The following is a 24,161-nucleotide window of genomic DNA, read 5'->3' on the forward strand; positions in this document are numbered from 1 at the left end:
TTACCGGCCCGGTGTCCGCAGCCGGGCTCCACCGGCGGTGTCCGCAGCCGCCCCGATTCAGCGCGAGCAGGTGTGGTCCTGGTCCTCGCCCGGGTCGTCCGGCGGGCTCGGGACATACGCGCGGACGGGAGGGCGAGGATCCGCCGGGCCGGTTCCGCCCGGAAGGGCCCTCCCCGGGCGGGCCTCTGCCCGCGCTGCCTCCCCCGGGCCCCCACCAGCCGGGCCCCCACCAGCCGGGCCCCCACCAGCCGGGGCTCCACCAGCCGGGCCCCCACCGGCCGGGCCCCCACCAGCCGGGCGAACCTCCACCGCCTGCGTCTCCCCCGGGCTCGCACCCGGCGGACGGGCTTCCCCGAGACGGGCCTCCACCGGGCGGAGCGACGGCGAGGCGTCGGACTGGCGGGCGATCGTCGCCGTCGCCCGGCGCAGGGCCTCCCTGGGGACGTCGGACACCAGGTCCTCCAGGAAGGCGTACCGGCGCAGCCATTGCCGCCGCACGCCGTCGCGCCCGGCACTGACCCGGTGCCACCAGTCGGCGATGTCCCCCCAGCCCGGTGCGGCCAGGGACCCGCCCACGTGCTGCACGGACAGGGAGGCGCACAGGTTCGCGAAGCGGAGGCGGTCGGCGAGCGGGAAGCCCGCGAGGTCTCCCATGACGAAAGCAGCCCCGAAACAGTCACCGGCGCCCGTCGGATCGTAGGCGGACACGGGAAGGGCCGGCACCCACTCCTCCTCCCCTGTCTCCGAGTCGATGGCCATGGCCCCTTGCTGGCCGACGGTCACGACGGCCACGGGCACGCGGTCCGCCAGCGAGTAGAGGGCGGCCCACGGATCATCGGTCCGCGTGTACGCCATGGCTTCGGCGGCATTGGGCATGAACGCGTGGAAGTGCTCCAGCGAAGCGAGTGTCTCGGGAGCCCACTCCCCCGCGGCGTCCCAGCCCACGTCCCCGTACAGCCTGGTGCCGCCGGCGGCTGCGGCCTTCGCCCACGGCTCTACCTCCCGCTCGAGTCCCACGATGGCGGCCCGGCAGGACGGCGGTGCACCGATCAACTCGGTGGCGCTCAGCGGGGAGGGATGGCCGTGCGTGATCATCGAGCGGTCGTGGTGCACGGAGAGCGACACGGTGACGGGTGAATGCCATCGCCCGAACACGCGCGACCGCGAGAGGTCCACGTGCTCCTGATCCTGCAGTACGTCCCAGTTGGACTGCCCGTACGCGTCGTCGCCGAAGGCGGCAGCGAGGGTGGTGCGCAGACCCAGCCGGCTCGCGGCGATCGCCTGGTTGGCGATCCCGCCCGGCCCGGAACCCATGCCCTCGGTCCACACCTCCGTGCCGGGCGACGGCAGCTGTTCGAGGCCAGTGAAGATGATGTCGAAGAACACCTGCCCGGCGAGCAGGAGGTCGAATTCGGGCCCGTCCGGGCTGCGCGTGGCCGCCAGCGGATCGAAGCGGTGCTGTTGGACCATGTACGGCAGAATACTTCCAAGGCGCCCCGCGCGGGCGCCCGACGGCCCGATTTTGAACCCGGTTTCGAGTCGGGACAGCAGCAGCCCGACGAGAGCCATGACGAAAGCGGGATGAATCTTGCCTGAGACGCCCGGTACAGGTGCGCGGCTCGTCATCGTGGGCGGAGGAGGTTTCCGTGTCCCGCTGGTCTACCGGGCGCTCGCGGAGGGTCCGTTCGCCGGGCTCGTGTCCGACGTCGTCCTGCTCGACGCCCAGCCGGAGCGTGCGCGCGCGATCGCGCGCGTCCTGAAGGCCCTGCCGCGGAGGGGTGGGGGCCCTCAGCCGTCCGTGCGCGTCGAGGACCGCCTCGAGGATGCGCTGCCCGGTGCCGACGTCGTCTTCGCCGCGGTGCGCAGCGGCGGGACCGAGGGACGCATCCTCGACGAGCGTGTCGCCCTGGCCGCCGGACTGCTCGGGCAGGAGACCGTGGGCGCCGGAGGGATCTCCTACGCGCTCCGCTCCATCCCGGACATGATGCGCGTCGCTGCCATGATGCGCGAGGTCGCGCCGGACGCGTGGCTCATCAACTTCACGAATCCCGCCGGGATGGTCACGGAGGCGCTCTCGGCGGTCCTGGGCACCCGGGTCATCGGTATCTGCGACTCGGCGTCCGGTCTGGTGACGCGCGCGGCGCGTGCGGCCGGCATGGACCTGCGCGGCACGCTCGCGGGAGTCGACTACGTGGGCCTCAACCACCTGGGCTGGCTCCGCAGGCTCGACGACGGCGAGAAGGACCACCTCCCCGGGCTGCTCGCCGACCCTCTGCGCCTGGGCGGCTTCGAGGAGGGGCGGCTCTTCGGTCCGGACCTGCTCCGGGTCCTCGGTGCGCTGCCCAACGAGTACCTGTTCTACTACTACTTCCACCGCGAGGCGCTCCGCTCCATCGGTGCTGCGGACAGGACGCGGGGGGAGATCCTGCGGGACCAGCAGCGGGACCTCTACCCGCGGCTCGCGGCCGCCGAGGACCCCTTCGCTGTCTGGGAGGCCGCCCGGCTCGAACGGGAATCCGGCTATCTCGCCGAGGCGCGGAGCGGGGACGAGGAGCGTGACGAGGCGGATCTCGCCGGGGGCGGCTACGAGCGCGTGGCGCTGCAGGTCATGCGGGCACTGCTCACGGGCCGACGTGCGGAGCTGATCCTCAATGTGCGCAACGGGCCCACGTTCCCCGAGCTGCCGGCGGACGCCGTCGTCGAGGTACCGTCCGTCGTGGACGCGACGGGAGCGCACCCGCTGCCGGCGGCGCCCCTGACGCTGCACCAGCTCGGTCTCATGGCGGCCGTCAAGGCCGTCGAACAGGACACCGTGCGTGCGGCGGTGCACGGCGACCGCGATGCCGCCCTTCGCGCACTCGCCGGGCACCCGCTGGTCGACTCGTTCCACGCTGCCGGGAGGGTGCTCACCGGTTACGAGGAGGCGTTCCCCGCACTGAGGGCGTCCTGGGTCGACTGACCCGGCGCTCCGGACAGCATCCGCCGTCGCATCTCCCCCACGCCCAGGGAGACCAGGGCGGCGTCGGTGCTGGCAGCAATCCACTCGAAGCCCGCCGCGGCGAGCAGGGCTGCGCGCTCAGGGGTGCCCGCATAGGCGCCGGCAGTGATCCCGGCGTCCGTGCAGGCGCGCGTGATCCGGGCCAGGGGCGCTTCCGCTGCCGGTGCGGCCAGGAGGTCGTCGACGTGCAGCCCGAGCGCGAGTGAGAGGTCGAACGGGCCGACGAAGATCATGTCCACGCCGGGTACGGCGGCGAGCTCGTCGACGGCATCGAGTGCGGCAGCGGTCTCGATCATCACGGCACACAGCGGGACGGGGTGCGTGCCGCCGTCGGAGCCCGGGCTGTGGACCGCGCGGCTGCCGGGCAGGGGTCCCCAGCTGCGCGTGCCGGAGGGCGGGTAGTGGCTTGCCGCGACCGCCTTCTCGGCGTCGGCCACGCTGTCGACGAGGGGCACGATGACGCCGTCCGCTCCCGCGTCCAGCGCCCGCCCGATCAGCGCGGGGTCGTTGGACGCGACGCGCACGAGCATCGGGGCGGACTCCGACGGGCGGAGACCCAGCGTGGTCCGGAGGGCGTGGTCGTCGAAGTGCCCGTGCTGCGCGTCGAGCCCCACCCAACCGACGCCGGACCTCGCCAGTTCGACGGTCAGTCGGGGTTCACCGAGGGTCGCCCAGGCGCCGAGGAGCGGATCGCGGGCGGGCTGTGCGGCAGTCATGCCCCCATTGTGTCCTGTGCTGGGCCGTTACCGGTCGGGTCGTCGGTCGCGTTGTCGGTCGGGTCGCCGCTCGCGTTGTCGATCGGGTCGCCGGTCCGGTCGTCGGTCGGGTCGCCGGTCGGGTCGCCGGTCGGGCCCTTGTCGGTCGGGTCGCCGGTCGGGTCGCCGCTCGCGTTGTCGATCGGGTCGCCGGTCCGGTCGTCGGTCGGGTCGCCGGTCGGGCCCTTGTCGGTCGGGTCGCCGGTCGGGTCGCCGCTCGCGTTGTCGATCGGGTCGCCGGTCCGGTCGTCGGTCGGGTCGCCGGTCGGGCCCTTGTCGGTCGGATCACGCGTCCCGCGGGACCACCGCTAGAGGAACCGGTGCATGATGTGGAGGCCGGTCGGTCCGGCCGAGGGGTGTAGGAACGCTCCGGGAACGGTGCCGACGATCACGAAGCCGAGCGACGTCCACAGAGCGACCGCGCGTTCGTTCGTCTGCACCACGGCGTTGAACTGCATCGCCGTATATCCTGCGGCGCGCGCCTCCTGGAGCACGTGATCGGCGAGGGCACGGCCGACGCCCTGGCCTCCGGCGTCGGCAGCCACCAGGAAAGAGGCGTTGGCGACGTGGGCTCCGTTGCCGCCACGGTTGGCATGCAGTTGCGCGGTGCCGACCACGCGGCCGGTCTCTGCGTCGACGGCCACATGGACGACGAGCGTGGGATCGGCGCCTCCGGGACCGGGAAGCCACTCGAGCCGTCCTGCCGCCTCATCCATGGAGGTGTCCCAGCAGTAGGTCTCGCCCGCTCTGGCAACCGGTTCCATGATGACCCAGAGTGCGGACCAGTCACCCGGCCCGGCCGGGCGGAACTGCAGCATCAGGCCTTGAGGGCGCTGGCCCAGAGGTTGATGTCGGAGTCCACGGCGAACTCGTCGATCGCGTGCAGTTCCTCGGCCGTGAAGGCCAGGTTCCCCACCGCTGCCACGCTGTCCTCGAGCTGGGCCACACTGGAGGCACCGATCAGCGCCGAGGTCACCGGAGTGCCCTTGGACTGATCACGCAGCACCCAGGCGATCGCCAGCTGCGCCAACGACTGCCCCCGACCCTCCGCGATCGCGTGCAACCCCCGGATCCGCTCCAGGTTCCCGGAACTGAGCTGCCCCTGATCCAGCGACTTGCCCGCTGCCGCCCTCGAATCCTCGGGCACCCCGTCCAGATACCGGCTCGTGAGCAGCCCCTGCGCCAGCGGCGAGAACGCGATCGAGCCCGCCCCGACCTGCTCCAGGGCCTGGAACAGGTTCGGGGACCCGTTCTCCGTCCACCGGTTCAGCATCGAATACGAGGGCTGATGGATCAGCAGCGGCGTGCCCAGCTCCGCCAGGATCGCCGCGGCCTTCACCGTGAGCTCGGGCGAGTACGAGGAGATCCCCGCATACAGGGCACGCCCCGAGCGCACCGCGGTATCCAGGGCACCCATCGTCTCCTCCAGCGGGGTGTCCGGGTCCGGGCGGTGACTGTAGAACACATCCACGTACTCCAGGCCCATCCGCTCCAGCGACTGATCCAGGCTCGAGAGCAGATACTTCCGCGACCCCCACTCCCCGTACGGGCCCGGCCACATCCCGTACCCGGCCTTCGTGGAGATGACCAGCTCATCCCGGAACGGCCGGAAATCATCCCTCAGGTGCCGGCCGAAGTTCGTCTCAGCGCTGCCCGCCGGCGGACCATAGTTGTTCGCCAGATCGAAATGCGTGACCCCCAGATCGAACGCCCGGCGCAGGATGGCACGCTGCACATCGAACGCCTTGTCGTCCCCGAAGTTGTGCCACAGCCCCAACGACACCGCAGGCAACAACAGCCCACTGGCCCCCACCCGCCGATACGGCATCGAAGCATAACGGTCATCTGCAGGGTGAAAAGTCATGTCCTCATCCTAGGTCGACAGTTCCGGAGTGGACGGGGCGTCGAGTCGGGGTCGCTGCTTGCTCCATGGCCCATTGAACCTTTCCGGGCGCCCGGCCGGGTTCACTCGTCCGTCTCCTGGTGCCTTGGGATCCACTCCTCCGGCCGTTTTCTCGCTGCTTGCCGATCCACTCCTTCGGCCCGCTGCCCCACCGCTTTCTTGAACTGCTCCTCCGGCCCGTCACCTCACCTCCAGCACCCACCCGGACCTGCCCGCTCGGCCCACCCCCGACTTATCCACATAGCGACCCAGGAAAAATAATAGGAATTCCCTTCTAATAAAATTGCCCTATGTCACTCGCACTCGCTGATCCGGAAGCCGGCACGGAGGAATCGTTGATCTCCCTCGTGCCCGTGCTGGAAGCGGCCGGCCGATGGTTCGGTGCACGGGCAGACGTCCTACCGAGAGCTGAACTGGTGACGTGTCTTGAATCGGTGGAGGCCCTTTCCCGGACGTTGGACTACCTGCAGGCCGTCGGAGCTGCTGCCGCGGAACGGCAGCGGATCGCGGGAATCGGCGTGCGCATCGAGTCAGAACCAGCGGTGGGCTGTGACTCGGGCTGGGGCCACGGCTGGAGCTCGGGCTCGGGCATGGCCTCGGGCGCGGGGTGGGGCACGCGCCCCGACTTGGACTCGGACACCTCCCCAGGCACAAGGATGGCCTCGGGCGCGAGCGCGGGGCAGGGCTCGGATACGGACTCGGACTCGAGTTGGGGCATCGACTCGGCCTCGGACACCCCTCCAGGCATAAAAACGGGCGCGGGCATCCACTCCGGCTCGCCGAGCGACCAGAGCGCCCTTCGGCAGCAGAATGAATTCCGCGACACGGCCGACTATCTTCGTGCTCGGCTCCGGATCACGAGGGCCGAGGCCCGGCGGCGGATACGGCTGGGCCTGGCGGTGACCGGGCAGCCGACCCTGACCGGTGACATCTGTCCGCCCCGCTACGAGGTACTGGCGGCGGCTTTTGCGACAGGCGTCCTCGGTGCGGATGCCGCGCTCCAAGTGCATGACGGCGTCGATCGTGCCCGCACGAACGCCGAACCCGCGGCGGTGCTCGCCATGGAGGAATGCCTCACGGCGCAGGCGGTCGAATCCGACGGCGACCTTCTCCGTGTCGTGACTCGACGGTGGGAATGCGCGCTGGACCCCGATGGCCGTGAGCCCACCGAGGAGACGCTGCGAGCCCAACAGGGCGTCTTCGTGAGGGGGCGACGGCGCGGCCTGCAGCGACTCGAGATCGCAGCCGACGACGAACAGTTCGAGTACCTTCTGACCGCCATGAACACTGCGACCAATCCGCGCCTCAGGACAGCGGCTCCCGGTTCCGCCCCTCTCGCCGACGGCACCCCGGGCACAGCAAGTCTCGCTACAGACTGTTCCGGTCCGGACGGCTCCGACTCCGCGGAAGCCTCCGACCTCCCCGAGACTCGCACACGGCCCCAGTTACTCCTCGACGGGCTGGTCGGCGCCTGCCAGGTAGCTCTCGCGACGGACACTCTGCCCGCCACGGGCGGTCATCGGCCTCAGGTCATGGTCACGATCGACTATCGGACTCTCATGGGGCAACTCCATGAGCGGGCAGGCGGCACCGCTCGGGCGCGCGGGTATCGTCCGGACCTTCCCTCGATGGATCGTCCGATCGGCCGCAGCGGCGGCGACGGCACCTTCACTGCCGACAGCGGAGGCGGCGATCCACGCTCCGGACCGTCGATCAGCACGGCGGAGCGCCTCGAGCCTCCACCCGGCGGCTACAGCGTTTTCGGTGGGCCGATGAGCGCGAGCGTGGTGCGGAAGATGGCCTGTGACGCGGACATCATCCCGATCGTCCTGGGAGGACAGGGCGAGATCCTCGATGCCGGTCGTGCCCGTCGTCTTTTCGGCGTAGCCCAGCGACGAGCACTTGTGGCCCGGGACAGGGGTTGCGCCTTTCCCTCCTGCACCATCCCGGCGGTCTGGACCGAAGCACACCACATCACACCCTGGACGGACGGCGGACCGACCGATGTCTCCAACGGGTGCCTGCTCTGCTCCTTCCATCACCGACTGATCGAGCAGGGCAACTGGGTCATCGAGGTGAAGGAGGGATTGCCCTGGTTCATCCCGCCGCCCTATCTCGATCCCCGACGGGTCCCACGTCGGAACGAGCACCGGGAGCTGGCGTTGTGACCACCGACGCCCGGCTGCCCGTCAGCTCATCCGTCAGCTCATACGCCGGGGGTCCCGCCCGGCGGTCCCGCCGGCGAGTCACGCCCCTTCTCCATTGCCGGTCCGATCGCCCGGACGGACTTGTCGCGGCCACTGGCCTTCGCGGCATAGAGCGCCTGATCGGCCGCCGCGATGGCAGCATCCAGATCGTAGTCGCTCGCCTCGATCGCGGCGATGCCATAGCTGACGGTCGGCATCTCGAAGCCGCCCGGGGTCGAATGTCCCCGAAGAGCCAGACTCACAGCCCGGGCGATGTCCTCGCTCCTCGCGACCGATGCTCCCGGCAGCAGGAAGATGAACTCCTCGCCCCCGTAGCGTCCCACCAGATCCGTGGAGCGGACCGTCTCGGCGCAGGCCTCCGCGAAGGCCTTCAGCACGGTGTCCCCGGCCGCATGCCCGTGCGTGTCGTTCACGGTCTTGAAGAAGTCGAGGTCCGCGAGGATCAGCGTCCCGGGACGATCCGCCCGCGCCAGCCGGTCCGCGTGCGTGGCGGCGAGGTCGAGGAAGCCCGATCGGTTGAGGAGCCCCGTCAGCGCGTCACGGTCGGCTCTGGCCCGCAGATCGGTGGCGATCTGCTCGGCACTGAGCGCCGCTGCGCTGAAGGAGACGACGACGAGCAGCAGCATGGTCACGAGCGTCGTGATCCCCGAGCCGAAATAGGTGGTGAACACGTGGCCGTCGGGTCCTTCCACGACGAATGCGAGACACCGCGCGAGGTAGAGGACCGCCACGAAGCCGGAGGAGACCGCGAGAGGAGCCTGCACCTTGCTGTAGCTGCTCGGCAGGCGCCACAGCTCCCACGACGCGAGACCGATGGCCAGGGACATCATCCCGAGGAACACCGGACCGCCGGACCACGAATTGACGGCAGGGTCGTCGATTACCGAGGCCGCCAGCGTGAGCAGCGGCGCCGCGGCCAGCTGCAGCCAGCCGGGCCTGCTCGTGCGCAGGGTCCGCGCTCCTGCCCAGACGCAGACCGCTCCCGTGACCAGCAGCGTGTTGCCCAGCGGGTTGGCCCACACCTGGTGCACCGTTCCGTCCAGCAGGTAACTGGTGGTCCCTGTGAAGAAGAAGGCGATCGCCGCGCACCACCAGGCGCTGTAGGCCGAACGCGTCTGCCGGAACGACACCGTGTAGAAGAGCATGAAGAGCGTGATGGCGATAGCCCCGAATGCCGCCTGCAGGGTGGTCGTGTCCAGTGTCATGTTTCCTTGCCGCCTCGTGCTGTCCGCGTACCGCTTCCGGCGGACCCGGGTCCCGCCGCCGATGGCGGCGGGACCCGATCCAGCGCAGGGAAGAGTCTCCCGCCCAGTATGACCGGGGTCACCGACCGTTCAGCTCCCCCGGTGCCAGTCCTGTCGGAACCCTTGCACAGTCCTGAACTACTCCCCGGGACTACGCCCCGGCCGGGCGGAGGACGAGCGACGCGTGCGGCGGGAGCTGCACCGCGTCGTCGAGCAGCCCGACGCCGTCGACCGTGGACAGCAGGACCTCGGCCCCGGCGCCACCGACGGGCACTGTCGCCATGGCGTCACCGAGGTTCAGGATGACGTGGGTGCTGCCCCTGTGGAGGACGATCCAGCGGCTCTCCTCGTCGAAGTCCACCGAGATGCTCCCGAAGTCGGCGTCGTGCAGTTCGGGGTGCGACCGACGAAGGCGGATGAGGTCGCGGTAGGTGGCGAGCAGCTCGGCGTGGTGCCCCTGCTCGATCTCGGCCCAGTCCAGCTTGGCCGACGCGAACGTCTCCGGGTCCTGCGGATTGGGCACGTCCTCCGGACGCCAGCCCATCCGCTCGAACTCCTTCAGCCGCCCCTCGGCGGTGGCCTTGCCGAGCTCCGGTTCCGGGTGGGAGGTGAAGAACGGCCACGGCGTGGAGGCACCGTACTCCTCGCCCATGAAGAGCATCGGGGTGAAGGGCCCGAGGATGTTCAGGACGGCAGCCTGCGCGAGCTGTGCCGGGTTCAGGGTCGCGCTGATGCGGTCACCTGCGGCCCTGTTGCCGATCTGGTCGTGGTTCTGGGTCGCGACGACGAGCTGGAGCGGCGACACACGCGACGGATCGATCTCGCGGCCGTGGTGGCGTTCCCTGAACGACGAGTAGGTGCCGTTGTGGAAGAACCCCTTCTCGAGGACCTTCGCCAGTGCGCCCACGGAGTTGAAATCCAGGTAGTACCCCTCGGTCTCGCCCGTGAGGTTCACGTGCACCGCGTGGTGGAAGTCGTCGCTCCACTGCCCGGCGAGCCCGTACCCGCCGACGTCGCGGCCCTGGATCAGGCGCGGGTTGTTCAGATCCGACTCGGCGATGAGGAACAGCGGCTTGCCGAGCTCCTCGGCCAGCTCGTCGGTCCGCGTCGCCAGTTCCTCGAGGATGTGGACGGCACGCTCGTCATGGAGGGCATGCACGGCGTCGAGCCGCAGGCCGTCCACGTGGTAGTCCCTGAACCACTGGGTGATGTTGTCGACGACGTACTGCCGCACCTCGTCCGACTGCGGTCCGTCGAGATTGAGGGAGTCGCCCCACGTGTTGGACGTCCCCTCGGTGAGGTACGGGCCGAAGAGGCCGAGGTAATTGCCGCTCGGCCCGAGGTGGTTGTGGACGACGTCCTGGATGACACCGAGACCCTTCCGGTGCGCCGCGTCGACGAAGCGCTGGTAGGCCGCAGGACCGCCGTAGGTCTCCTGCACCGCGTACCAGAGGACGCCGTCATAGCCCCAGTTGTGGGTGCCGTTGAAGGCGTTGACGGGCAGCAGTTCCACGAACTGCACCCCGAGGTCCACGAGGTGGTCGAGCTTGCCGATCGCGGCGTCGAGCGTCCCCTCCGGCGTGAAGGTGCCGAGGTGCATCTCGTAGATGACCCCGCCGGTGAGCCCCGGTGACTGCCACGACTCGTCCTGCCAGGCATGGGCCGCCGGGTCGAACGTGTGGGAGAGACCATGGACGCCCTCGGGCTGGCGGCGTGAACGGGGGTCCGGCACCGGCGTCTCGGAGCCGTTCACCAGGTAGCCGTAGGAGACATCGGACGACGACGGGGCGTCCGTCGGGTGCCACCAGCCACCGTCACCCTGGGTCATCGGGTACCGGGCGCCGTCGGCCACGAGGGTCAGGGACTCGGCGCGGGGCGCCCAGACATCGAATACGGAACTCATGCTGCGTCCTCCTGGACCAGTAGGGCTGCGGGGAAGGTGGAGAAGATGCCGGCCGCACGCACGGTGCCGCCGGTGACGGCTGTGCCGGTCAACGCGCAGGTGTAACTGCCGGCGGGGATCTCCAGGGTGGTGTCACCCCACCCGCCGCGCTGCGCGAGCCCGAAAGGCAGCCGCGTGACGAGGGTGACCACGCCGCCGCGGTCGAACCCGAACACGTGATCCGCGGCCTCGCCCGAGGCGGCGACGGCGGTGTAACCGGTGAACAGTTCCGGCCGGTCACGGCGCAGCTTGAGGGCACGCGAGACGACGAGCAGCTTGGCGTGGGCGTCGGCGCCGACCGGCGGCAGTGCACCGAAATTGAGATCGGTCAGCACCTGGCGTCGGGCGTCGTAGTCCACCTCGCGGCGGTTGTCGGGGTCCACCAGCGACGTGTCCCAGAATTCTGTGCCCTGGTAGACGTCCGGGACGCCCGGCATGGTCAGCTGCAGCAGCTTCAGCCCGATCGAATTGGACCACCCGGCGGCCTGGATGCGTTCCACGAAGGCGGTGATGGCGCCGGACACGGCGGCATCGTCGAAGGCCGCGTCCACGGCTGCGTGCATCCCGCGCTCGAAGACCTCGTCCGGTGCAGTCCAGTGCGTGCTGAGGTCGGCCTCACGCGACGCCTTCTCGGCGTAGGCGTGGGCTCGTTCCCGGCTCAGCGGCCAGGCACCGATGAGCGACTGCCAGAGCAGCGGCGCGAACGTGGGGTCCTTGATGGGCGCCAGGTCCTCCAGCTGCGCGAGGAGCGCGGTCCACTCGTCGGCGACCTCGGAGATGACAGAGATACGGGCGCGGGTGTCCTCGCTGCGCTTTGTGTCGTGCGTGCTGAGCGTCGTCATGGCGAGCGGGCTGTCCGTCTCGCGCTGGAGCAGCCTGCGGTGCAGTTCGAGCGGGTCGATCGCGAAGATCCCCGGGTCAGCCCCCACCTCGTTGAGCGAGACGAGCCTCGAATACCGGTAGAACGCGGTGTCCTCGACACCCTTCGCCATGACCATGCCGGAGGTCTGCTGGAACCGCCGGGCCAGCTCCGTCAGCTCTCCCGAACCGCCGTCGAGGAACGGGTTGAGGAGCGGGTGGAGCGCCGTGATGGTCCCGGCGAGGTCAGGCCGACGCACCTGGGCGTCGCGGACCGCCTCGGCGAGGTACTCCGCTCCACCCGGCAGGTAACTGCGGTAGACGGGGAAGCAGGTGAGCAGTTCGGCGATGGCGTCCGCCGCTGCAGCCTCGTCGAGCCCTGCGCCGGACGGGACGAGCCGTGCGAGCCGCAGGACCTCGGAGCGCAGGATGCCGTCGGCGATGCCGCGCTTGGTCCCGTGGATCATCTCGTGGAACGGGTCGACGGGGACGGTGGCCGTCAGCGCGTGCTCTCCCGCCGGATCCGTGAAGAGGCGGTCGATGTCCGCGAGGGCGTCGTACCCGGTGGTCCCCTCGGTGGCCCAGTCGCCGGGGAGCTTCTCCCCCGGCTCGAGGATCTTCTCGACGAGCACGTATGCACCGCCGGTCAGGCTGCGGAGGTCGTCGAGGTAGCCCTTGGGGTCGGCGAGGCCGTCCGGATGGTCGATGCGCAGCCCGTCCACGAGGCCCTCGTCGAACCACCGCTTCACCTCGCTGTGGCTCTCCTGGAAGACCCACGGCACCTCCACGCGGAGTCCCGCCAGGGTGTTCACGCCGAAGAAGCGCCGGTAGTTCAGTTCGCTGTCGGCCCGGCGCCAGTTGACCAGTTCGTAGTGCTGGCGGTCGTGCACCTCGGCGCCGGTGTCGCCGGGGTGGGCGGTGCCCTCCGCGATGGGGTAGCGGTTGTCGTAGTAGTGCAGTTCGCCGTCGACGACGGTGAGCTGGTCCAGCTCGTCGTCGCCGTCGCCGAGGACGGGCACGCGGATGCGGCCGCCGTTGGCATCCCAATCGACGTCGAACGCCTCCGCCATGCGCGAGGAGCGGCCCTCCTTGAGCAGCTGCCACCACCAGGCGTTGTCGGCGGGGGTCTCGATGCCCATGTGGTTCGGGACGATGTCCACGAGCACACCCAGGCCCGCCGACCGCGCGGCCTCACTGAGCGCCGCGAGGCCGGCGGGGCCGCCGCGGTCGGGGTCCACGGTGGTGGGGTCGGTCACGTCGTAGCCGTGGCCGGACCCCTTCTCGGCCGTCAGGATCGGTGACAGGTAGACCCAGTCCACCCCCAGGTCGCGCAGGTACGGCACCAGGGCCGCGGCCTGATGCAGGTCGAACTCGCTCCGGATCTGCAGCCGGTAGGTCGATGTCGGTGTCAGCACGGTGGAGTCCTCCTGGACGGGGGGGTCGGGTGGTTCGAGCGGGAACGGGCGACGGGGAAAGGCGGGGGTGCACCCTTTCGGGTGCACCCCCGGTGGTGCGGGAACTGCTAGGGGGTGCCGGTCTTGGCCGTGACCTCGTTGGCGAGGATCGCCAGGGACGCCGCGACCGAGTGGTCGAGGTCCTCGACCTCGGAGTGCGCACGCAGCACCACCATGGACTTCGCCTCGACGGACAGCACGGCGCCCGACGGGATGGCCTCGCTGTCGGCGTACTTGCCCGCGGTGTCGATGACCTCGTCCCACGACGTGCCGTACTCGTCCGAGGGGATCGTGAAGTCCACGGCCTCGTCGTGTGCGTTGAAGTACAGCAGGAAGTTGGCGTCCACGATCCGCTGCCCACGCGCATCCCGGCCCTGGATGCCCTGGCCGTTGAGGAAGACCCCGATCGAGCGGCCGAAGCCGCTGTTCCAGTCCTCGGGTGCCATGAGCTCGCCGGAGGTGTCCAGCCATACGATGTCCGGCAGCGCCTCGCCCTCGCCGCGGCGCACGGGGCGACCGTCGAAGAACCGGCGACGGCGGAACGTGGGGTGCTCGGACCGCAGGCGGTTCACTGCCGCGGTGAATTCGAGCAACGGCTGGTCCATCTTGTCCCAGTGCACCCAGCTGAGTTCGGAGTCCTGGCAGTAGGTGTTGTTGTTGCCCTCCTGCGTCCGGCCGAGTTCGTCGCCGTGCAGCAGCATCGGCACGCCCTGCGAGAGCAGGAGGGTGGCGATGAAGTTGCGCTGCTGCCGGACGCGGATCGCGAGCACCTCGGGATCGTCGGTGGGACCTTCGATCCCGCCGTTCCAGGAGCGGTTGTGCGATTCGCCGTCGTTGTTGTCCTCGCCGTTGGCCTCGTTGTGCTTCTCGTTGTAGGACACGAGGTCCCGCAGCGTGAAGCCGTCGTGGGCGGTGACGAAGTTGATGGACGCGACGGGACGCCGCATCGAGTGCTCGTACAGGTCCGCCGAGCCGGTGAGGCGTGAGGCGAACTCGCCGATGCTGGAGGGCTCACCCCGCCAGAAGTCGCGGACGGTGTCGCGGTACTTGCCGTTCCACTCGGTCCACTGCGGCGGGAAGTTGCCCACCTGGTAGCCGCCGGGTCCGACGTCCCACGGCTCGGCGATGAGCTTCACCTGCGAGACCACCGGGTCCTGCTGCACGAGTTCGAAGAAGGCCGAGAGGCGGTCCACCTCGTAGAACTCACGGGCGAGGGCGGAGGCGAGGTCGAAGCGGAAGCCGTCCACGTGCATCTCGGTGACCCAGTAGCGCAGCGAGTCCATGAGCAGCTGCAGGGAGTGCGGGTTGCCGACGTTGAGCGAGTTGCCGGTACCCGTGGTGTCCATGTAGTACTGCTTGTCGTCCTCCACCAGGCGGTAGTAGGACGCGTTGTCGATACCGCGCATCGAGAGCGTCGGCCCCATGTGGTTGCCTTCGGCCGTGTGGTTGTACACGACGTCGAGGATGACCTCGATGCCCGCGAGGTGCAGCTCGCGCACCATCGCCTTGAACTCCTGGACCTGCTCGCCCTGGTCGCCGGTGGAGGTGTACTTGTTGTGCGGCGCGAAGAAGCCGATGGTGTTGTAGCCCCAGTAGTTCGAGAGGCCCTTGTCCTGCAGGGTGCTGTCGTTCACGAACTGGTGCACGGGCATGAGCTCGATGGCCGTGACGCCGAGCTTCTGCAGGTGCGCGATGACCGAGGGGTGCGCCACGCCGGCGTAGGTGCCGCGCTGCTCCTCGGGGATGTCCGGGTGGAGCTGCGTGAGCCCCTTGACGTGGGCCTCGTAGATGACGGACTGGTGGTAGGGCGTCCGCGGCATGCGGTCGCCGTCCCAGTTGAAGAAGGGATTGACGACGACGCCGAGCATCATGTGCGCGGCGGAGTCCTCGTTGTTGACGGAGTGCTCGTCGCCGAAGTTGTAGCCGAACAGCGCCTGGTCCCAGTCGAGGTCCCCGGAGATCGCCTTCGCGTAGGGGTCCAGGAGCAGCTTGTTCGGGTTGCAGCGGTGTCCCTCGGCCGGGTTGTTCGGGCCGTGAACCCGGTACCCGTACTTCTGTCCGGGGGTCACATGGGGGAGGTAGCCGTGCCAGACATAGCCGTCCACCTCCTTGAGCTCGACGCAGGTCTCGGTGCCGTCATCGTCGAAGAGGCAGAGGACGACGGAGTCCGCGATCTCGCTGTAGAGCGCGAAGTTCGTCCCCGTTCCGTCGTAGGTTGCTCCCAGGGGATACGCATCGCCGGGCCATAGTTCCATCAGTTCTCCTTGGTGTTCCGTTCCGTGCGCGCCGTCTCGGCGGTCACGGTGATCCTCGCCGGCTTCGGGGTCCTGGTGCCCCGGCCGCTTGCTTCATACATAGCGCATTCAACTGTCGGTGCGGTTAACTGCGTCGCCACCCCTCGTGCGCCGTGGCCCCGTGTCCGGCAGCCGACGCTCGTCGATCAGCCCCGCCACCACCGCGCCGATCTCGGCGGGCAGTCCGGAGACGACGACGGGCCCGCGCTGTGCCGCGCGCTGCCCGGCCCTGCCGTGGATTAGTGCTCCCGCGGCGGCGACCGCCACCCACAGGTCCTCCTCGGCGACGCCCACGCGCCGTGCGGCGCCTTCGTCCTCCGCCAGGGTGGCGGCCAGCGCCCCGATGATCCCGGACAGCGTGTCACCGGCTCCCGCCGTGGCGAGCCAGGGTGTGGCGTCGGCCTGGACGAAGAGGGTGCCCGACGGCGCCGCGACGACGGTCGTGAACCCCTTGAGGAGCACGGTGGCGCCGGTCAGCTCCGCGGCACGCAGCGCGAAGCGCGCGGGGTCCGCCTCGATGGCGGGCCTGCCGACGTCGAGGCCGCGGGCAGCGAGCAGGTCGCGCAGCTCCCCGGCGTGGGGTGTGAGGATCACCTGGGCGCCCACCCGGTCGGGCACCTCGGCGAGGGCTCCGGCGTCGACGACGACGGGCAGGCCAGAGGCCATGGCCGCGACGGCGCGACGGCGCTGGTCGTCGTCGTCGACGGCCCCCGGCCCGACGACCCACGCCTGCGAGCGGGCGTCGTCGATGGAGCCGGTGGAGGCCACGGCCTCGGGTGTCCGTTCGTGGATCAGCGCGGCGACCGCGGTGGGGCCGAGGTAGCGCACCATGCCGACGCCGGTCGCGAGGGCGGCCCCCACGGCCAGGACGGCGGCTCCGGGGTAGCGGTCCGATCCGGCGGCGACGCCGAGGACCCCGCGGGAGTACTTGTGGTCGTGCGCGCCGGGCGGACGCAGCAGCGCCGCGGCATCGGCACCGAGCAGGTTGCGGGCAGCGGGGGTGAATGACGAGAGGTCGAGGCCGATGTCCACCACGTTCAACTCACCCGCGGCCACGGCGCCGTCGCCGATCAGCAGTCCCGGCTTCGCGGCGCCGAAGGTGACGGTGGCGTCGGCCTGGAGGACGGGACCCTCCACGAGCCCGGAGTCGACGCCGATACCGCTCGGCAGGTCGCAGGCCACCACGAGCGTGGACCGCCGGCCGCGGGGACCGGCCGTGTCGTTGAAGGCCTGCACGAAGGCCGCACCCGCGCCCCGGAGGCCTCCGGTGGCGCCGGTGCCGAGGATCCCGTCGACGAGGAGGTCGGCCGAGGCGGCGTGCGCCGCGAGCCCCGGGGCGCCGGCGTCGTCGAGCAGGACGCTCCTGCCGCCGGCGGCGAGGAAGGCCTGAAGGGCGGGGGCATGGACGCGTTCGGAGGTGAGGACGGCCGTGGCCGCGACACCGCGGCGCAGCAGTCGCTCCCCCGCGTACAGCGCGTCGGCACCGTTGTTGCCGCTGCCCGCCAGCACGACGGCGGTGGCACCGTACGTCCCGCGGCCCGCCTCGCGGAGCAGCCCGAGGGCCACGCCGAACAGGCCGTGGGCGGCCTTCTGCATGAGGGCATGCCCCTGCCCCGCGTCGATGAGGGGGGCCTCCGCAGCGCGGACGTCACCCCCGGAAAAGGCAAGCAGCATATGGTCGAGCTTAGCGGTAAGCCGGCCGGTAATCAGCACGGTTACTATTTTGCGCTCGGCGGCACTGAGCCTTCCGCGACCACCATCGCCGTGGCAAGGCCGCCGTCGTGGCTGATGGACAGGTGCCAGGTCTCGACGCCCCGGGCACGGGCGGCCTCCGCGACGGTCCCGTCGACGACGACGGACGGCGCACCGGCATCGTCGACCTCGATGGTGCAATGCTGCCAGTTCATGCCGACGGGGGCGCCGATGGCCTTCGCGATGGCCTCCTTGGCGGCGAAACGCGCGGCCAGGGACCGCATGGTGAGCCCGCGCTCGGAGGGGACGAACAATCGCTCCACGAGGGCCGGCGTGCGCTCGAGCTGCTGCCGGAAGCGCTCGATGTCAACGACGTCGACGCCGATACCGACGATCACGTCGTGGCCCTGCCCGGCGCCGCCGTGCTGCTGCACGGCGGCACCCGGAGGGGACTACTCAACCGTGACCGACTTCGCCAGGTTGCGCGGCTGGTCCACGTCGTAGCCCTTGGCGCTGGCGAGGGCGAGCGCGAAGATCTGCAGCGGCACGGTGGTGAGCAGCGGCGCGAGGAGCGTCGGGGATGCCGGCACGTAGAAGACGTGCTCGGAGTAGGCCTCCACGGAGGTGTCGCCCTCCTCGGCGATGACGATCGTGACCGCTCCGCGTGCGCGGATCTCCTGGACGTTCGAGACGACCTTGGCGTGCAGCGAGTCGCGGGTGCTCGGCGACGGCATGACCACCACGACGGGCTGGCCTTCCTCGATCAGGGCGATCGGGCCGTGCTTCAGCTCACCGGCGGCGAAGCCCTCCGCGTGGATGTAGGCGAGCTCCTTCAGCTTGAGCGCGCCCTCCATCGCGACCGGGAAGCCGACGTGCCGGCCGAGGAACAGCACCGACTTCGCGTTCACCATGTCGGCGCCGAGCTGCTTGACCTTGTCGGCGTCGTCGAGGATGGACTGGATCTTCGCCGGGATCTTGGAGAGGTCGTTGAGCACGTCCGCGATCTCGTCGCGGTACTTGTTGCCGCGCAGCTGCGCGAGGTAGAGACCGAGCAGGTAGGCGGCGGTGATCTGCGCGAGGAACGCCTTCGTCGAGGCCACGGCGATCTCCGGACCGGCGTGCGTGTAGATCACGGCGTCCGACTCCCGCGGGATGGTGGAGCCGTTGGTGTTGCAGATCGCCACGACCTTGGCGCCCTGCTCGCGGGCGTACCGGACGGCCATGAGCGTGTCCATGGTCTCGCCTGACTGCGAGACGGCGACCACGAGCGTCTTCTCGTTGACGATCGGGTCACGGTAGCGGAACTCGTGGGACAGCTCCACCTCGGTGGGGATCCGGCACCAGTGCTCGATGGCGTACTTGGCCACCTGCCCGGCGTAGGCGGAGGTGCCGCAGGCGAGGACCACGATCTTGTCGACGGAGCGCAGGATTGCCTCGTCGATGCGCAGTTCGTCCAGCACGAGGTTGCCCGAGACGTCGGAGCGCCCGAGGAGCGTCTGGCCGACGGCGTCCGGCTGGTCGTGGATCTCCTTCTCCATGAAGGAGTCGAACCCGCCCTTCTCGGCGGCGGCGGCGTCCCAGCTGACGTGGAACTCGGTGCCCTCGGCGGGTGCACCGAAGAAGTCCGTGATGGTCACCTCGTCGGGCGTGATCGTGACGATCTGGTCCTGGCCGAGCTCCACGGCGCGGCGCGTGAAGTCGATGAAGCCGGACACGTCGGAGCCCAGGAAGTTCTCGCCGTCACCGAGGCCGACGACGAGCGGGGAGTTGCGGCGGCCGGCGACGACGGTGCCGGGCTGGTCCTGGTGGATGGCGAGGAGGGTGAAGGCGCCCTCGAGGCGCTGGCAGGCCTGCTGCAGCGCGAGGGTGAGCAGGTCGCCCTCGGTGCCGCTGTTCACGAGGCCGCGGTACAGGTAGCCGACGAGCCCGGCCGCCACCTCGGTGTCGGTGTCGGAGATGAAGGTGAGGCCCTCGCCCGTCAGTTCGGCCTTGAGCTCGGCGTAGTTCTCGATGATCCCGTTGTGGATCAGGGCGAGCCGGCCGTCGTCGGCCAGGTGGGGGTGGGCGTTCTGGTCGGTGGGCCCGCCGTGCGTGGCCCAGCGGGTGTGCCCGATCCCGGTCAGCGAGCGCGGCAGCGGGGCCGCCGCCAGTTCACCGACGAGGTTGGTCAGCTTGCCGGCCTTCTTCCGCGACTCGATGCCCGCCGGCGTGATGACGGCGACACCGGCGGAGTCGTACCCGCGGTACTCGAGCCGGCGAAGGCCCTCCATGACGACGTCGAGCGCCCCGTGGCGCGCCTCCGATGACTCCCGGTCGAACGCCGGGGCGACCGAGTCGAGCGCCGACGATCCCTGGCCGTGGTCCCGGCCTACATAGCCCACAATTCCGCACATGTCACTTAGCGTACCGGTGGCCGCGTTTGTTAATGCGCAAGGCACCGGGCAGAATCGTGAGGTGAGTGACACAAGCACGGGCACACAGCAGTCCACCAGTGCCGAATCCTTCACACCTTTCGTCGAACTGGACCGCCAGATGTGGTCCCGCTTGTCGCACGAGATCGAGAGCCCGCTGAATGTCGAGGACGTCCAGCGCCTCCGCGGACTCGGCGACGCGCTGAACCTCGACGAGGTGCGCGAGGTCTATCTCCCCCTCTCCCGCCTGCTGAACCTGTACACCGCGGCAGCGGGGCAGCTGCATGCGGCCACCAACACGTTCCTGGGGGAGACCACCACCCGGACGCCGTTCGTGATCGGCGTGGCCGGCTCGGTGGCGGTGGGTAAGTCGACGACGGCGCGCGTGCTGCGCGAACTGCTCCGGCGCTGGCCTGACACCCCGAACGTGGAACTGATCACCACGGACGGCTTCCTGTACCCGAACGCGGAGCTCCACCGTCGCGGGCTCATGCAGCGCAAGGGCTTCCCCGAGTCCTACGACCGCCGCCGGCTGCTCCGCTTCGTCAGCGAGGTCAAGAGCGGGGCCGCCGAGGTGCGGGCGCCCTCGTACTCGCACCTCACCTACGACATCGTGCCCGGCCGGGAGATCGTCGTGCGGCGGCCCGACGTGCTGATCGTCGAGGGCCTCAACGTCCTCGCCCCGGCACGGCCGAGGACCGACGGCATCACCGGGCTCGCCGTGAGCGACTTCTTCGACTTCTCCATCTTCGTGGACGCGAAGACCGCGCACATCGAGCAGTGGTACATCGACCGCTTCCAGTCCCTCCGGTCAAGTGCGTTCGCCGATCCGGAGTCCTACTTCCACCGCTACGCGGGCCTGAGCGACGAGGAGGCACAGCGGACGGCCAGGGGCATCTGGGAGCGCATCAACGAGCCCAACCTGGTGACGAACGTGCTGCCGACGCGCGGCCGGGCACAACTGGTGCTGACCAAGGACGCCGACCACTCCGTGCGCCGCATGCTGCTCCGGAAGACCTGAGGATGCGCGTCAGGGGGTCTGCGGCGGTGATCCTGCTCGCGCTGGCGCTTCCCGCCTGCTCGGGCGCGGACCCCGCCGCGACGGTGTCCACCACCGTGCCGGGCCCTGCCGCCACCGCATCCTCCGCCACCTCCGATCCCTCGTCCGCCGCAGGCTCCGGCACACTCCCGGCCCCGGTCCAGCGGGAGCCCTCCCCCGCGCCCACGGCCTCCGGTGCGGCCGCCGGTCCCACCGCAACGTCCACCCCGGCTCCCACCCCGACACCCACCGCGGCTCCTTCCGCGACCGCCCCGCCGGCCGGCGCGTACGCGGACCCGGGCGCCGTCGACGTCGTCGTGAACAAGCGCCGACCCCTCGTGCCCCTGGACTTCGCACCCGCCGACCTGCGGCAGCCGGACGTGGCGACGGCCACGGAGAACGCCCTGCTACGCCCTGACGTCGCCTCGGCCTTGGAGGAGATGTTCGGGGCGGCCGGGAACGAGGGCGTGGCCCTCACACTGGTCAGCGGCTACCGGTCCTTCGCGACCCAGGAATCGACGTACGCCTCCTGGGTGGCGCAGTACGGCGACGCGGCGGGAGCGGACACGGTCTCGGCGCGGCCCGGGTATTCCGAGCACCAGACGGGGCTCGCGTTCGACATCGGGCAGGCCGACGGGGCGTGCACGCTCGTCCTCTGCTTCCGGGACACCCCGGCCGCCCAGTGGGCGGCCCGTCACGCAGCGGATTTCGGCTTCATCCTCCGCTACCCGCTGGGATTCCACGAGGTCACAGGGTTCTCCGCGGAGTCGTGGCACTTCCGGTACGTGGGCAGGGACGTCTCGCTCGCGATGAGGGCGGCGGGCACACAGACCCTCGAGGAGCACTTCGGCCTGCCCGCAGCGCCGTCCTACTGACCTCACCCGGCCGGCAGGGGAACCCCGGTCTCGTCGGCCAGCACCCGGAGCAGGTCGTCCTGGAATGCGGTGTCGTGCACGGCGTCGTGCGGCTCGCGCCTCTGCCGGTGGTACCAGTAGCCGCCACTCGCCAGCGCGTCCGGGTCGTCGCTCGTCGCCAGCCACACCTGGGTCCGGTGGCCGAGGTCGAGGTCGTCCGGTGCGTCCGGCCCGCCCATCCGGGTGGGCACCCAGCCGGGATCGACGGCACTGGCCAGCAGGTCGAGGCGCGTCCTCGCCAGTGCGGCGACGAGGGTCGTGACGTACAGCTTGCTGTCGCCGTAGGAGCCCGGGGCGGTCCCTCGCCAGTCGACCCCCTGCAGCGTCGCGCGTCCGCCGTAGTGCGAGCCGCTGCTGAGGTAGACGTGGCGGCGCGGGCCGGCCAGGAGCGCTGTGAGGAGGTACGGCGCGATCACGTTGACGGGCATCACGGGGCGCCCGGTGTAGACGCCGGCGTTGTGGATCACGGCGTCGAGCGGCTCCGCGGCATTCAGCTCGTCGGCGATCCGTGTGACGGCGTCGCGCTGCTCGAGGTCGCCCACCACGAGTCCGGCGCCGCGCGCGGTGAGCGCGGCGAGACCGGCAGCACGGTCCTCGTTGCGGGCGTGGGCGACGACGTCGTGCCCCTGCGCGAGCAGGGCCTCCACGGCGGCGAGGCCGAGCCCCTCCGCCGATCCCGTGACCAGGATCCTCATGATCGTGCCCCTTCGCAGGTCCGTGGGTCCGCTGCGTGCATCGTCCGCCTCCGTCGTCGAGTCCCACCGCACGTCCGTCGCGGCGTCGTCCCCAGCATTCCCCGCCCTCGGGTGGTCCGCAATACCGCGCTCCCCCACCTGGGGCCTGCGGCCGGGCGCCGCACCCGCCTCCGCCTCCGGACCGGGACCGGGACCGGGACCGGACGGCCACGACCTCACGACGCCGGTCCGGCGCGGATAGGTGAACGTCACGGAGCGTTTACGCAGCACGCAGTGGACGGAAACGCGCGCTCACTAGCGTCGGGGGGAAGCAGCCGCACCAGCCCCTGGAGGACTTCCGTGAGCATCGACGAAGCAGCATCTCCCGCACTGGCGACAGCGGAACCGGCACCTGTCGCGAGCGCGCCACCGCTGGTCCACCGCCCCGGGCGGTGGATCGACAACTGGGACGCCGAGGACACCGCCCAGTGGAACAGCGGCGGCAGGTCCATCGCCCGGCGCAACCTGCAGTGGTCGATCGCGTGCGAGTTCCTGGGCTTCGTGGTCTGGCAGCTGTGGTCCATCGTCGTCGTCTACCTGCCGGCCGCGGGCTTCACGTTCACGACGTCGCAGATCTTCTGGCTGATCTCCATGCCGTCCCTCGTCGGTGCCACACTGCGCATCCCCTACACCTTCATGGTGCCGCGGTTCGGTGGCCGGAACTGGACGATCGTCTCGGCCCTCCTCCTGCTGATCCCGACCATCGGCCTCGCCGTCTGCGTGTCGAACCCCGACACCCCGTTCGGCGTGATGCTGGCGGTCGCGGCCCTCGCGGGCTTCGGCGGCGGCAACTTCGCCAGCTCGATGGCGAACATCACCTTCTTCTACCCGGCCAGGGAGAAGGGGTGGGCCCTCGGGCTGAACGCGGCCGGTGGCAACCTCGGCGCGGCCGTCGCCCAGCTCGTGGTGCCGATCGCCGTCGTGCTCGGTGCCGCCGCGACCGTGGACCTGCCGCTCGCGGGCTGGCTCTGGGTACCGCTGATCCTGGTCGCCGCCTTCGGTGCCTGGAAGTACATGGACAACCTCTCCAGCGCCAGGAGCGACCTCGCCGGTTCGCTCGCCGCCGTCCGGGAGCCGCACCTGTGGATCATGGCGTTCCTCTACATCGGGACGTTCGGCTCGTTCATCGGCTTCGCCGGGGTGTTCCCGAAGCTGATCGTCGATTCGTTCCCCGCCTTCTCCACCATCACCATGGGCGGGGTCACCCTGGGCCTGGCCTTCCTCGGTCCGCTGGTCGGTTCCCTCGCCCGCCCCTTCGGCGGACGCCTGGCCGACTGGTTCGGCGGGGCGCTCATCACGGTGCTGGCTTTCGCCGTCATGGCCGCCATCGCACTCACGGTGGTCTGGACCCTGCCCCTCGCGAACTTCTGGCTCTTCCTCGGCCTCTTCCTCGTCCTCTTCGCGGCAGCGGGAGCGGGGAACGGCGCCACGTACAGGATGATCCCGATCATCTTCGCCCGGCGCGGCGCCGCAGCAGGGTCCGAACTCCGCGAATCGGTGAGCACCGCCCGCAAGTCCGCCGCTGCCCTCGGGCTGATCTCCGCGGTCGGCGCCTACGGCGGCTTCCTCATCCCGCAGGTCCTCAACGCCTCGAAGGGCGCGTCGGGCAGCTATGACGGAGCGTTCTACGGCTTCGTCGGCGGATACGTCCTGATGCTCGCCGTCACGTGGTTCTTCTACCTCCGCCGCTCCTCGACCCTCGGCAAGGTCTGACCG

The 24,161-nt window shown here is 70.3% G+C and carries 17 protein-coding genes and 1 pseudogene; 6 read left to right on the forward strand and 12 right to left on the reverse strand.

Annotation, left to right across the window (positions count from 1 at the left end; genetic code table 11):
- Positions 1 to 387: 387 nt before the first annotated feature.
- Positions 388 to 1,470: pseudogene (locus tag V6S67_RS13040) on the reverse strand (carbohydrate kinase family protein); the annotation flags it as partial.
- A 118-nt stretch (positions 1,471 to 1,588) separates the two neighbouring features.
- On the opposite strand from V6S67_RS13040, the gene V6S67_RS13045 reads away from it, so the two are divergent.
- Positions 1,589 to 2,959 (forward strand): 6-phospho-beta-glucosidase, encoded by a 1,371-nt coding sequence (locus tag V6S67_RS13045; RefSeq protein WP_334210648.1) that lies wholly within the window; start codon positions 1,589 to 1,591, stop codon positions 2,957 to 2,959.
- Here V6S67_RS13045 and V6S67_RS13050 read toward each other — a convergent pair.
- The 3 genes from V6S67_RS13050 to mgrA all read right to left on the reverse strand — a co-directional run bounded on the left by V6S67_RS13050 (position 2,914) and on the right by mgrA (position 5,617).
- Positions 2,914 to 3,714: an HpcH/HpaI aldolase family protein gene (locus V6S67_RS13050; RefSeq protein WP_334210649.1), complete on the reverse strand. Its 801-nt coding sequence runs from the start codon at positions 3,712 to 3,714 to the stop codon at positions 2,914 to 2,916. The two genes, V6S67_RS13045 and V6S67_RS13050, sit on opposite strands and share 46 nt — an antisense overlap.
- A gap of 347 nt (positions 3,715 to 4,061) precedes the next feature.
- On the reverse strand, positions 4,062 to 4,571 hold the full coding sequence (locus tag V6S67_RS13055; RefSeq protein WP_334210650.1) for a GNAT family N-acetyltransferase: 510 nt from the start codon (positions 4,569 to 4,571) through the stop codon (positions 4,062 to 4,064).
- Complete coding sequence (mgrA, locus tag V6S67_RS13060; RefSeq protein ID WP_334210651.1) at positions 4,571 to 5,617, reverse strand: L-glyceraldehyde 3-phosphate reductase; 1,047 nt, start codon at positions 5,615 to 5,617, stop codon at positions 4,571 to 4,573. The genes V6S67_RS13055 and mgrA overlap by 1 nt, the downstream gene beginning before the upstream one ends.
- 329 nt (positions 5,618 to 5,946) lie before the next feature.
- Between mgrA and V6S67_RS13065 the strand changes: the two genes are divergently transcribed.
- Complete coding sequence (locus V6S67_RS13065) at positions 5,947 to 7,824, forward strand: HNH endonuclease signature motif containing protein (RefSeq protein WP_334210652.1); 1,878 nt, start codon at positions 5,947 to 5,949, stop codon at positions 7,822 to 7,824.
- A 38-nt stretch (positions 7,825 to 7,862) separates the two neighbouring features.
- Here the strand turns inward: V6S67_RS13065 and V6S67_RS13070 are convergent, their stop codons facing one another.
- The 7 genes from V6S67_RS13070 to glmS all read right to left on the reverse strand — a co-directional run bounded on the left by V6S67_RS13070 (position 7,863) and on the right by glmS (position 19,740).
- Positions 7,863 to 9,068: a GGDEF domain-containing protein gene (locus tag V6S67_RS13070; RefSeq protein WP_334210653.1), complete on the reverse strand. Its 1,206-nt coding sequence runs from the start codon at positions 9,066 to 9,068 to the stop codon at positions 7,863 to 7,865.
- Between the two features lie 190 nt (positions 9,069 to 9,258).
- Positions 9,259 to 11,010 carry a malto-oligosyltrehalose trehalohydrolase gene (gene treZ / locus V6S67_RS13075; RefSeq protein ID WP_334210654.1) on the reverse strand — a complete coding sequence of 584 codons (1,752 nt, stop codon included), beginning with the start codon at positions 11,008 to 11,010 and terminating at the stop codon, positions 9,259 to 9,261.
- Complete coding sequence (treY, locus tag V6S67_RS13080) at positions 11,007 to 13,322, reverse strand: malto-oligosyltrehalose synthase (RefSeq protein WP_334210655.1); 2,316 nt, start codon at positions 13,320 to 13,322, stop codon at positions 11,007 to 11,009. Before treY ends, treZ begins: the two co-directional genes overlap by 4 nt.
- Before the next feature lie 107 nt (positions 13,323 to 13,429).
- A complete protein-coding gene (glgX, locus tag V6S67_RS13085; protein ID WP_334210656.1) occupies positions 13,430 to 15,616 on the reverse strand; it encodes a glycogen debranching protein GlgX in 2,187 nt (728 codons plus the stop codon).
- A 108-nt stretch (positions 15,617 to 15,724) separates the two neighbouring features.
- A complete protein-coding gene (locus V6S67_RS13090; RefSeq protein ID WP_334210657.1) occupies positions 15,725 to 17,329 on the reverse strand; it encodes a bifunctional ADP-dependent NAD(P)H-hydrate dehydratase/NAD(P)H-hydrate epimerase in 1,605 nt (534 codons plus the stop codon).
- A gap of 44 nt (positions 17,330 to 17,373) precedes the next feature.
- The gene (locus tag V6S67_RS13095; RefSeq protein WP_334211598.1) at positions 17,374 to 17,745 is read right to left on the reverse strand and encodes a holo-ACP synthase; all 372 of its coding nucleotides are present in this window, start codon (positions 17,743 to 17,745) and stop codon (positions 17,374 to 17,376) included.
- 54 nt (positions 17,746 to 17,799) lie between these two features.
- Positions 17,800 to 19,740 carry a glutamine--fructose-6-phosphate transaminase (isomerizing) gene (gene glmS / locus V6S67_RS13100; RefSeq protein ID WP_334210658.1) on the reverse strand — a complete coding sequence of 647 codons (1,941 nt, stop codon included), beginning with the start codon at positions 19,738 to 19,740 and terminating at the stop codon, positions 17,800 to 17,802.
- Between the two features lie 61 nt (positions 19,741 to 19,801).
- On the opposite strand from glmS, the gene coaA reads away from it, so the two are divergent.
- Positions 19,802 to 20,779, forward strand: a complete 978-nt coding sequence (gene coaA / locus V6S67_RS13105) for a type I pantothenate kinase (RefSeq protein WP_334210659.1) — start codon at positions 19,802 to 19,804, stop codon at positions 20,777 to 20,779.
- Between the two features lie 2 nt (positions 20,780 to 20,781).
- Entirely contained in the window at positions 20,782 to 21,672 is an 891-nt protein-coding gene (locus V6S67_RS13110) for a M15 family metallopeptidase (protein ID WP_334210660.1), read from the forward strand.
- A 2-nt stretch (positions 21,673 to 21,674) separates the two neighbouring features.
- Here V6S67_RS13110 and V6S67_RS13115 read toward each other — a convergent pair whose 3' ends face one another.
- A complete protein-coding gene (locus tag V6S67_RS13115) occupies positions 21,675 to 22,406 on the reverse strand; it encodes an SDR family NAD(P)-dependent oxidoreductase (RefSeq protein ID WP_334210661.1) in 732 nt (243 codons plus the stop codon).
- Between V6S67_RS13115 and V6S67_RS13120 the strand changes: the two genes are divergently transcribed.
- Both V6S67_RS13120 and V6S67_RS13125 read left to right on the forward strand, forming a co-directional pair.
- Positions 22,405 to 22,647 carry a hypothetical protein gene (locus V6S67_RS13120; RefSeq protein WP_334210662.1) on the forward strand — a complete coding sequence of 81 codons (243 nt, stop codon included), beginning with the start codon at positions 22,405 to 22,407 and terminating at the stop codon, positions 22,645 to 22,647. The two genes, V6S67_RS13115 and V6S67_RS13120, sit on opposite strands and share 2 nt — an antisense overlap.
- 98 nt (positions 22,648 to 22,745) lie before the next feature.
- Positions 22,746 to 24,158, forward strand: a complete 1,413-nt coding sequence (locus V6S67_RS13125) for an MFS transporter (RefSeq protein WP_442884806.1) — start codon at positions 22,746 to 22,748, stop codon at positions 24,156 to 24,158.
- Positions 24,159 to 24,161: the final 3 nt, after the last annotated feature.

It is taken from the genome of Arthrobacter sp. Soc17.1.1.1, from assembly GCF_036867195.1.
Lineage (GTDB): Bacteria > Actinomycetota > Actinomycetes > Actinomycetales > Micrococcaceae > Arthrobacter_D.

Coding starts and splice junctions, on each gene's coding strand:
- V6S67_RS13050 (WP_334210649.1), bottom strand. CDS start 3,714: ATGACTGCCGCACAGCCCGCCCGCGATCCGCTCCTCGGCGCCTGGGCG.
- V6S67_RS13055 (WP_334210650.1), bottom strand. CDS start 4,571: ATGCTGCAGTTCCGCCCGGCCGGGCCGGGTGACTGGTCCGCACTCTGG.
- mgrA (WP_334210651.1), bottom strand. CDS start 5,617: ATGACTTTTCACCCTGCAGATGACCGTTATGCTTCGATGCCGTATCGG.
- V6S67_RS13065 (WP_334210652.1), top strand. CDS start 5,947: ATGTCACTCGCACTCGCTGATCCGGAAGCCGGCACGGAGGAATCGTTG.
- V6S67_RS13070 (WP_334210653.1), bottom strand. CDS start 9,068: ATGACACTGGACACGACCACCCTGCAGGCGGCATTCGGGGCTATCGCC.
- treZ (WP_334210654.1), bottom strand. CDS start 11,010: ATGAGTTCCGTATTCGATGTCTGGGCGCCCCGCGCCGAGTCCCTGACC.
- glgX (WP_334210656.1), bottom strand. CDS start 15,616: ATGGAACTATGGCCCGGCGATGCGTATCCCCTGGGAGCAACCTACGAC.
- V6S67_RS13090 (WP_334210657.1), bottom strand. CDS start 17,329: ATGCTGCTTGCCTTTTCCGGGGGTGACGTCCGCGCTGCGGAGGCCCCC.
- glmS (WP_334210658.1), bottom strand. CDS start 19,740: ATGTGCGGAATTGTGGGCTATGTAGGCCGGGACCACGGCCAGGGATCG.
- V6S67_RS13110 (WP_334210660.1), top strand. CDS start 20,782: ATGCGCGTCAGGGGGTCTGCGGCGGTGATCCTGCTCGCGCTGGCGCTT.
- V6S67_RS13120 (WP_334210662.1), top strand. CDS start 22,405: ATGATCGTGCCCCTTCGCAGGTCCGTGGGTCCGCTGCGTGCATCGTCC.
- V6S67_RS13115 (WP_334210661.1), bottom strand. CDS start 22,406: ATGAGGATCCTGGTCACGGGATCGGCGGAGGGGCTCGGCCTCGCCGCC.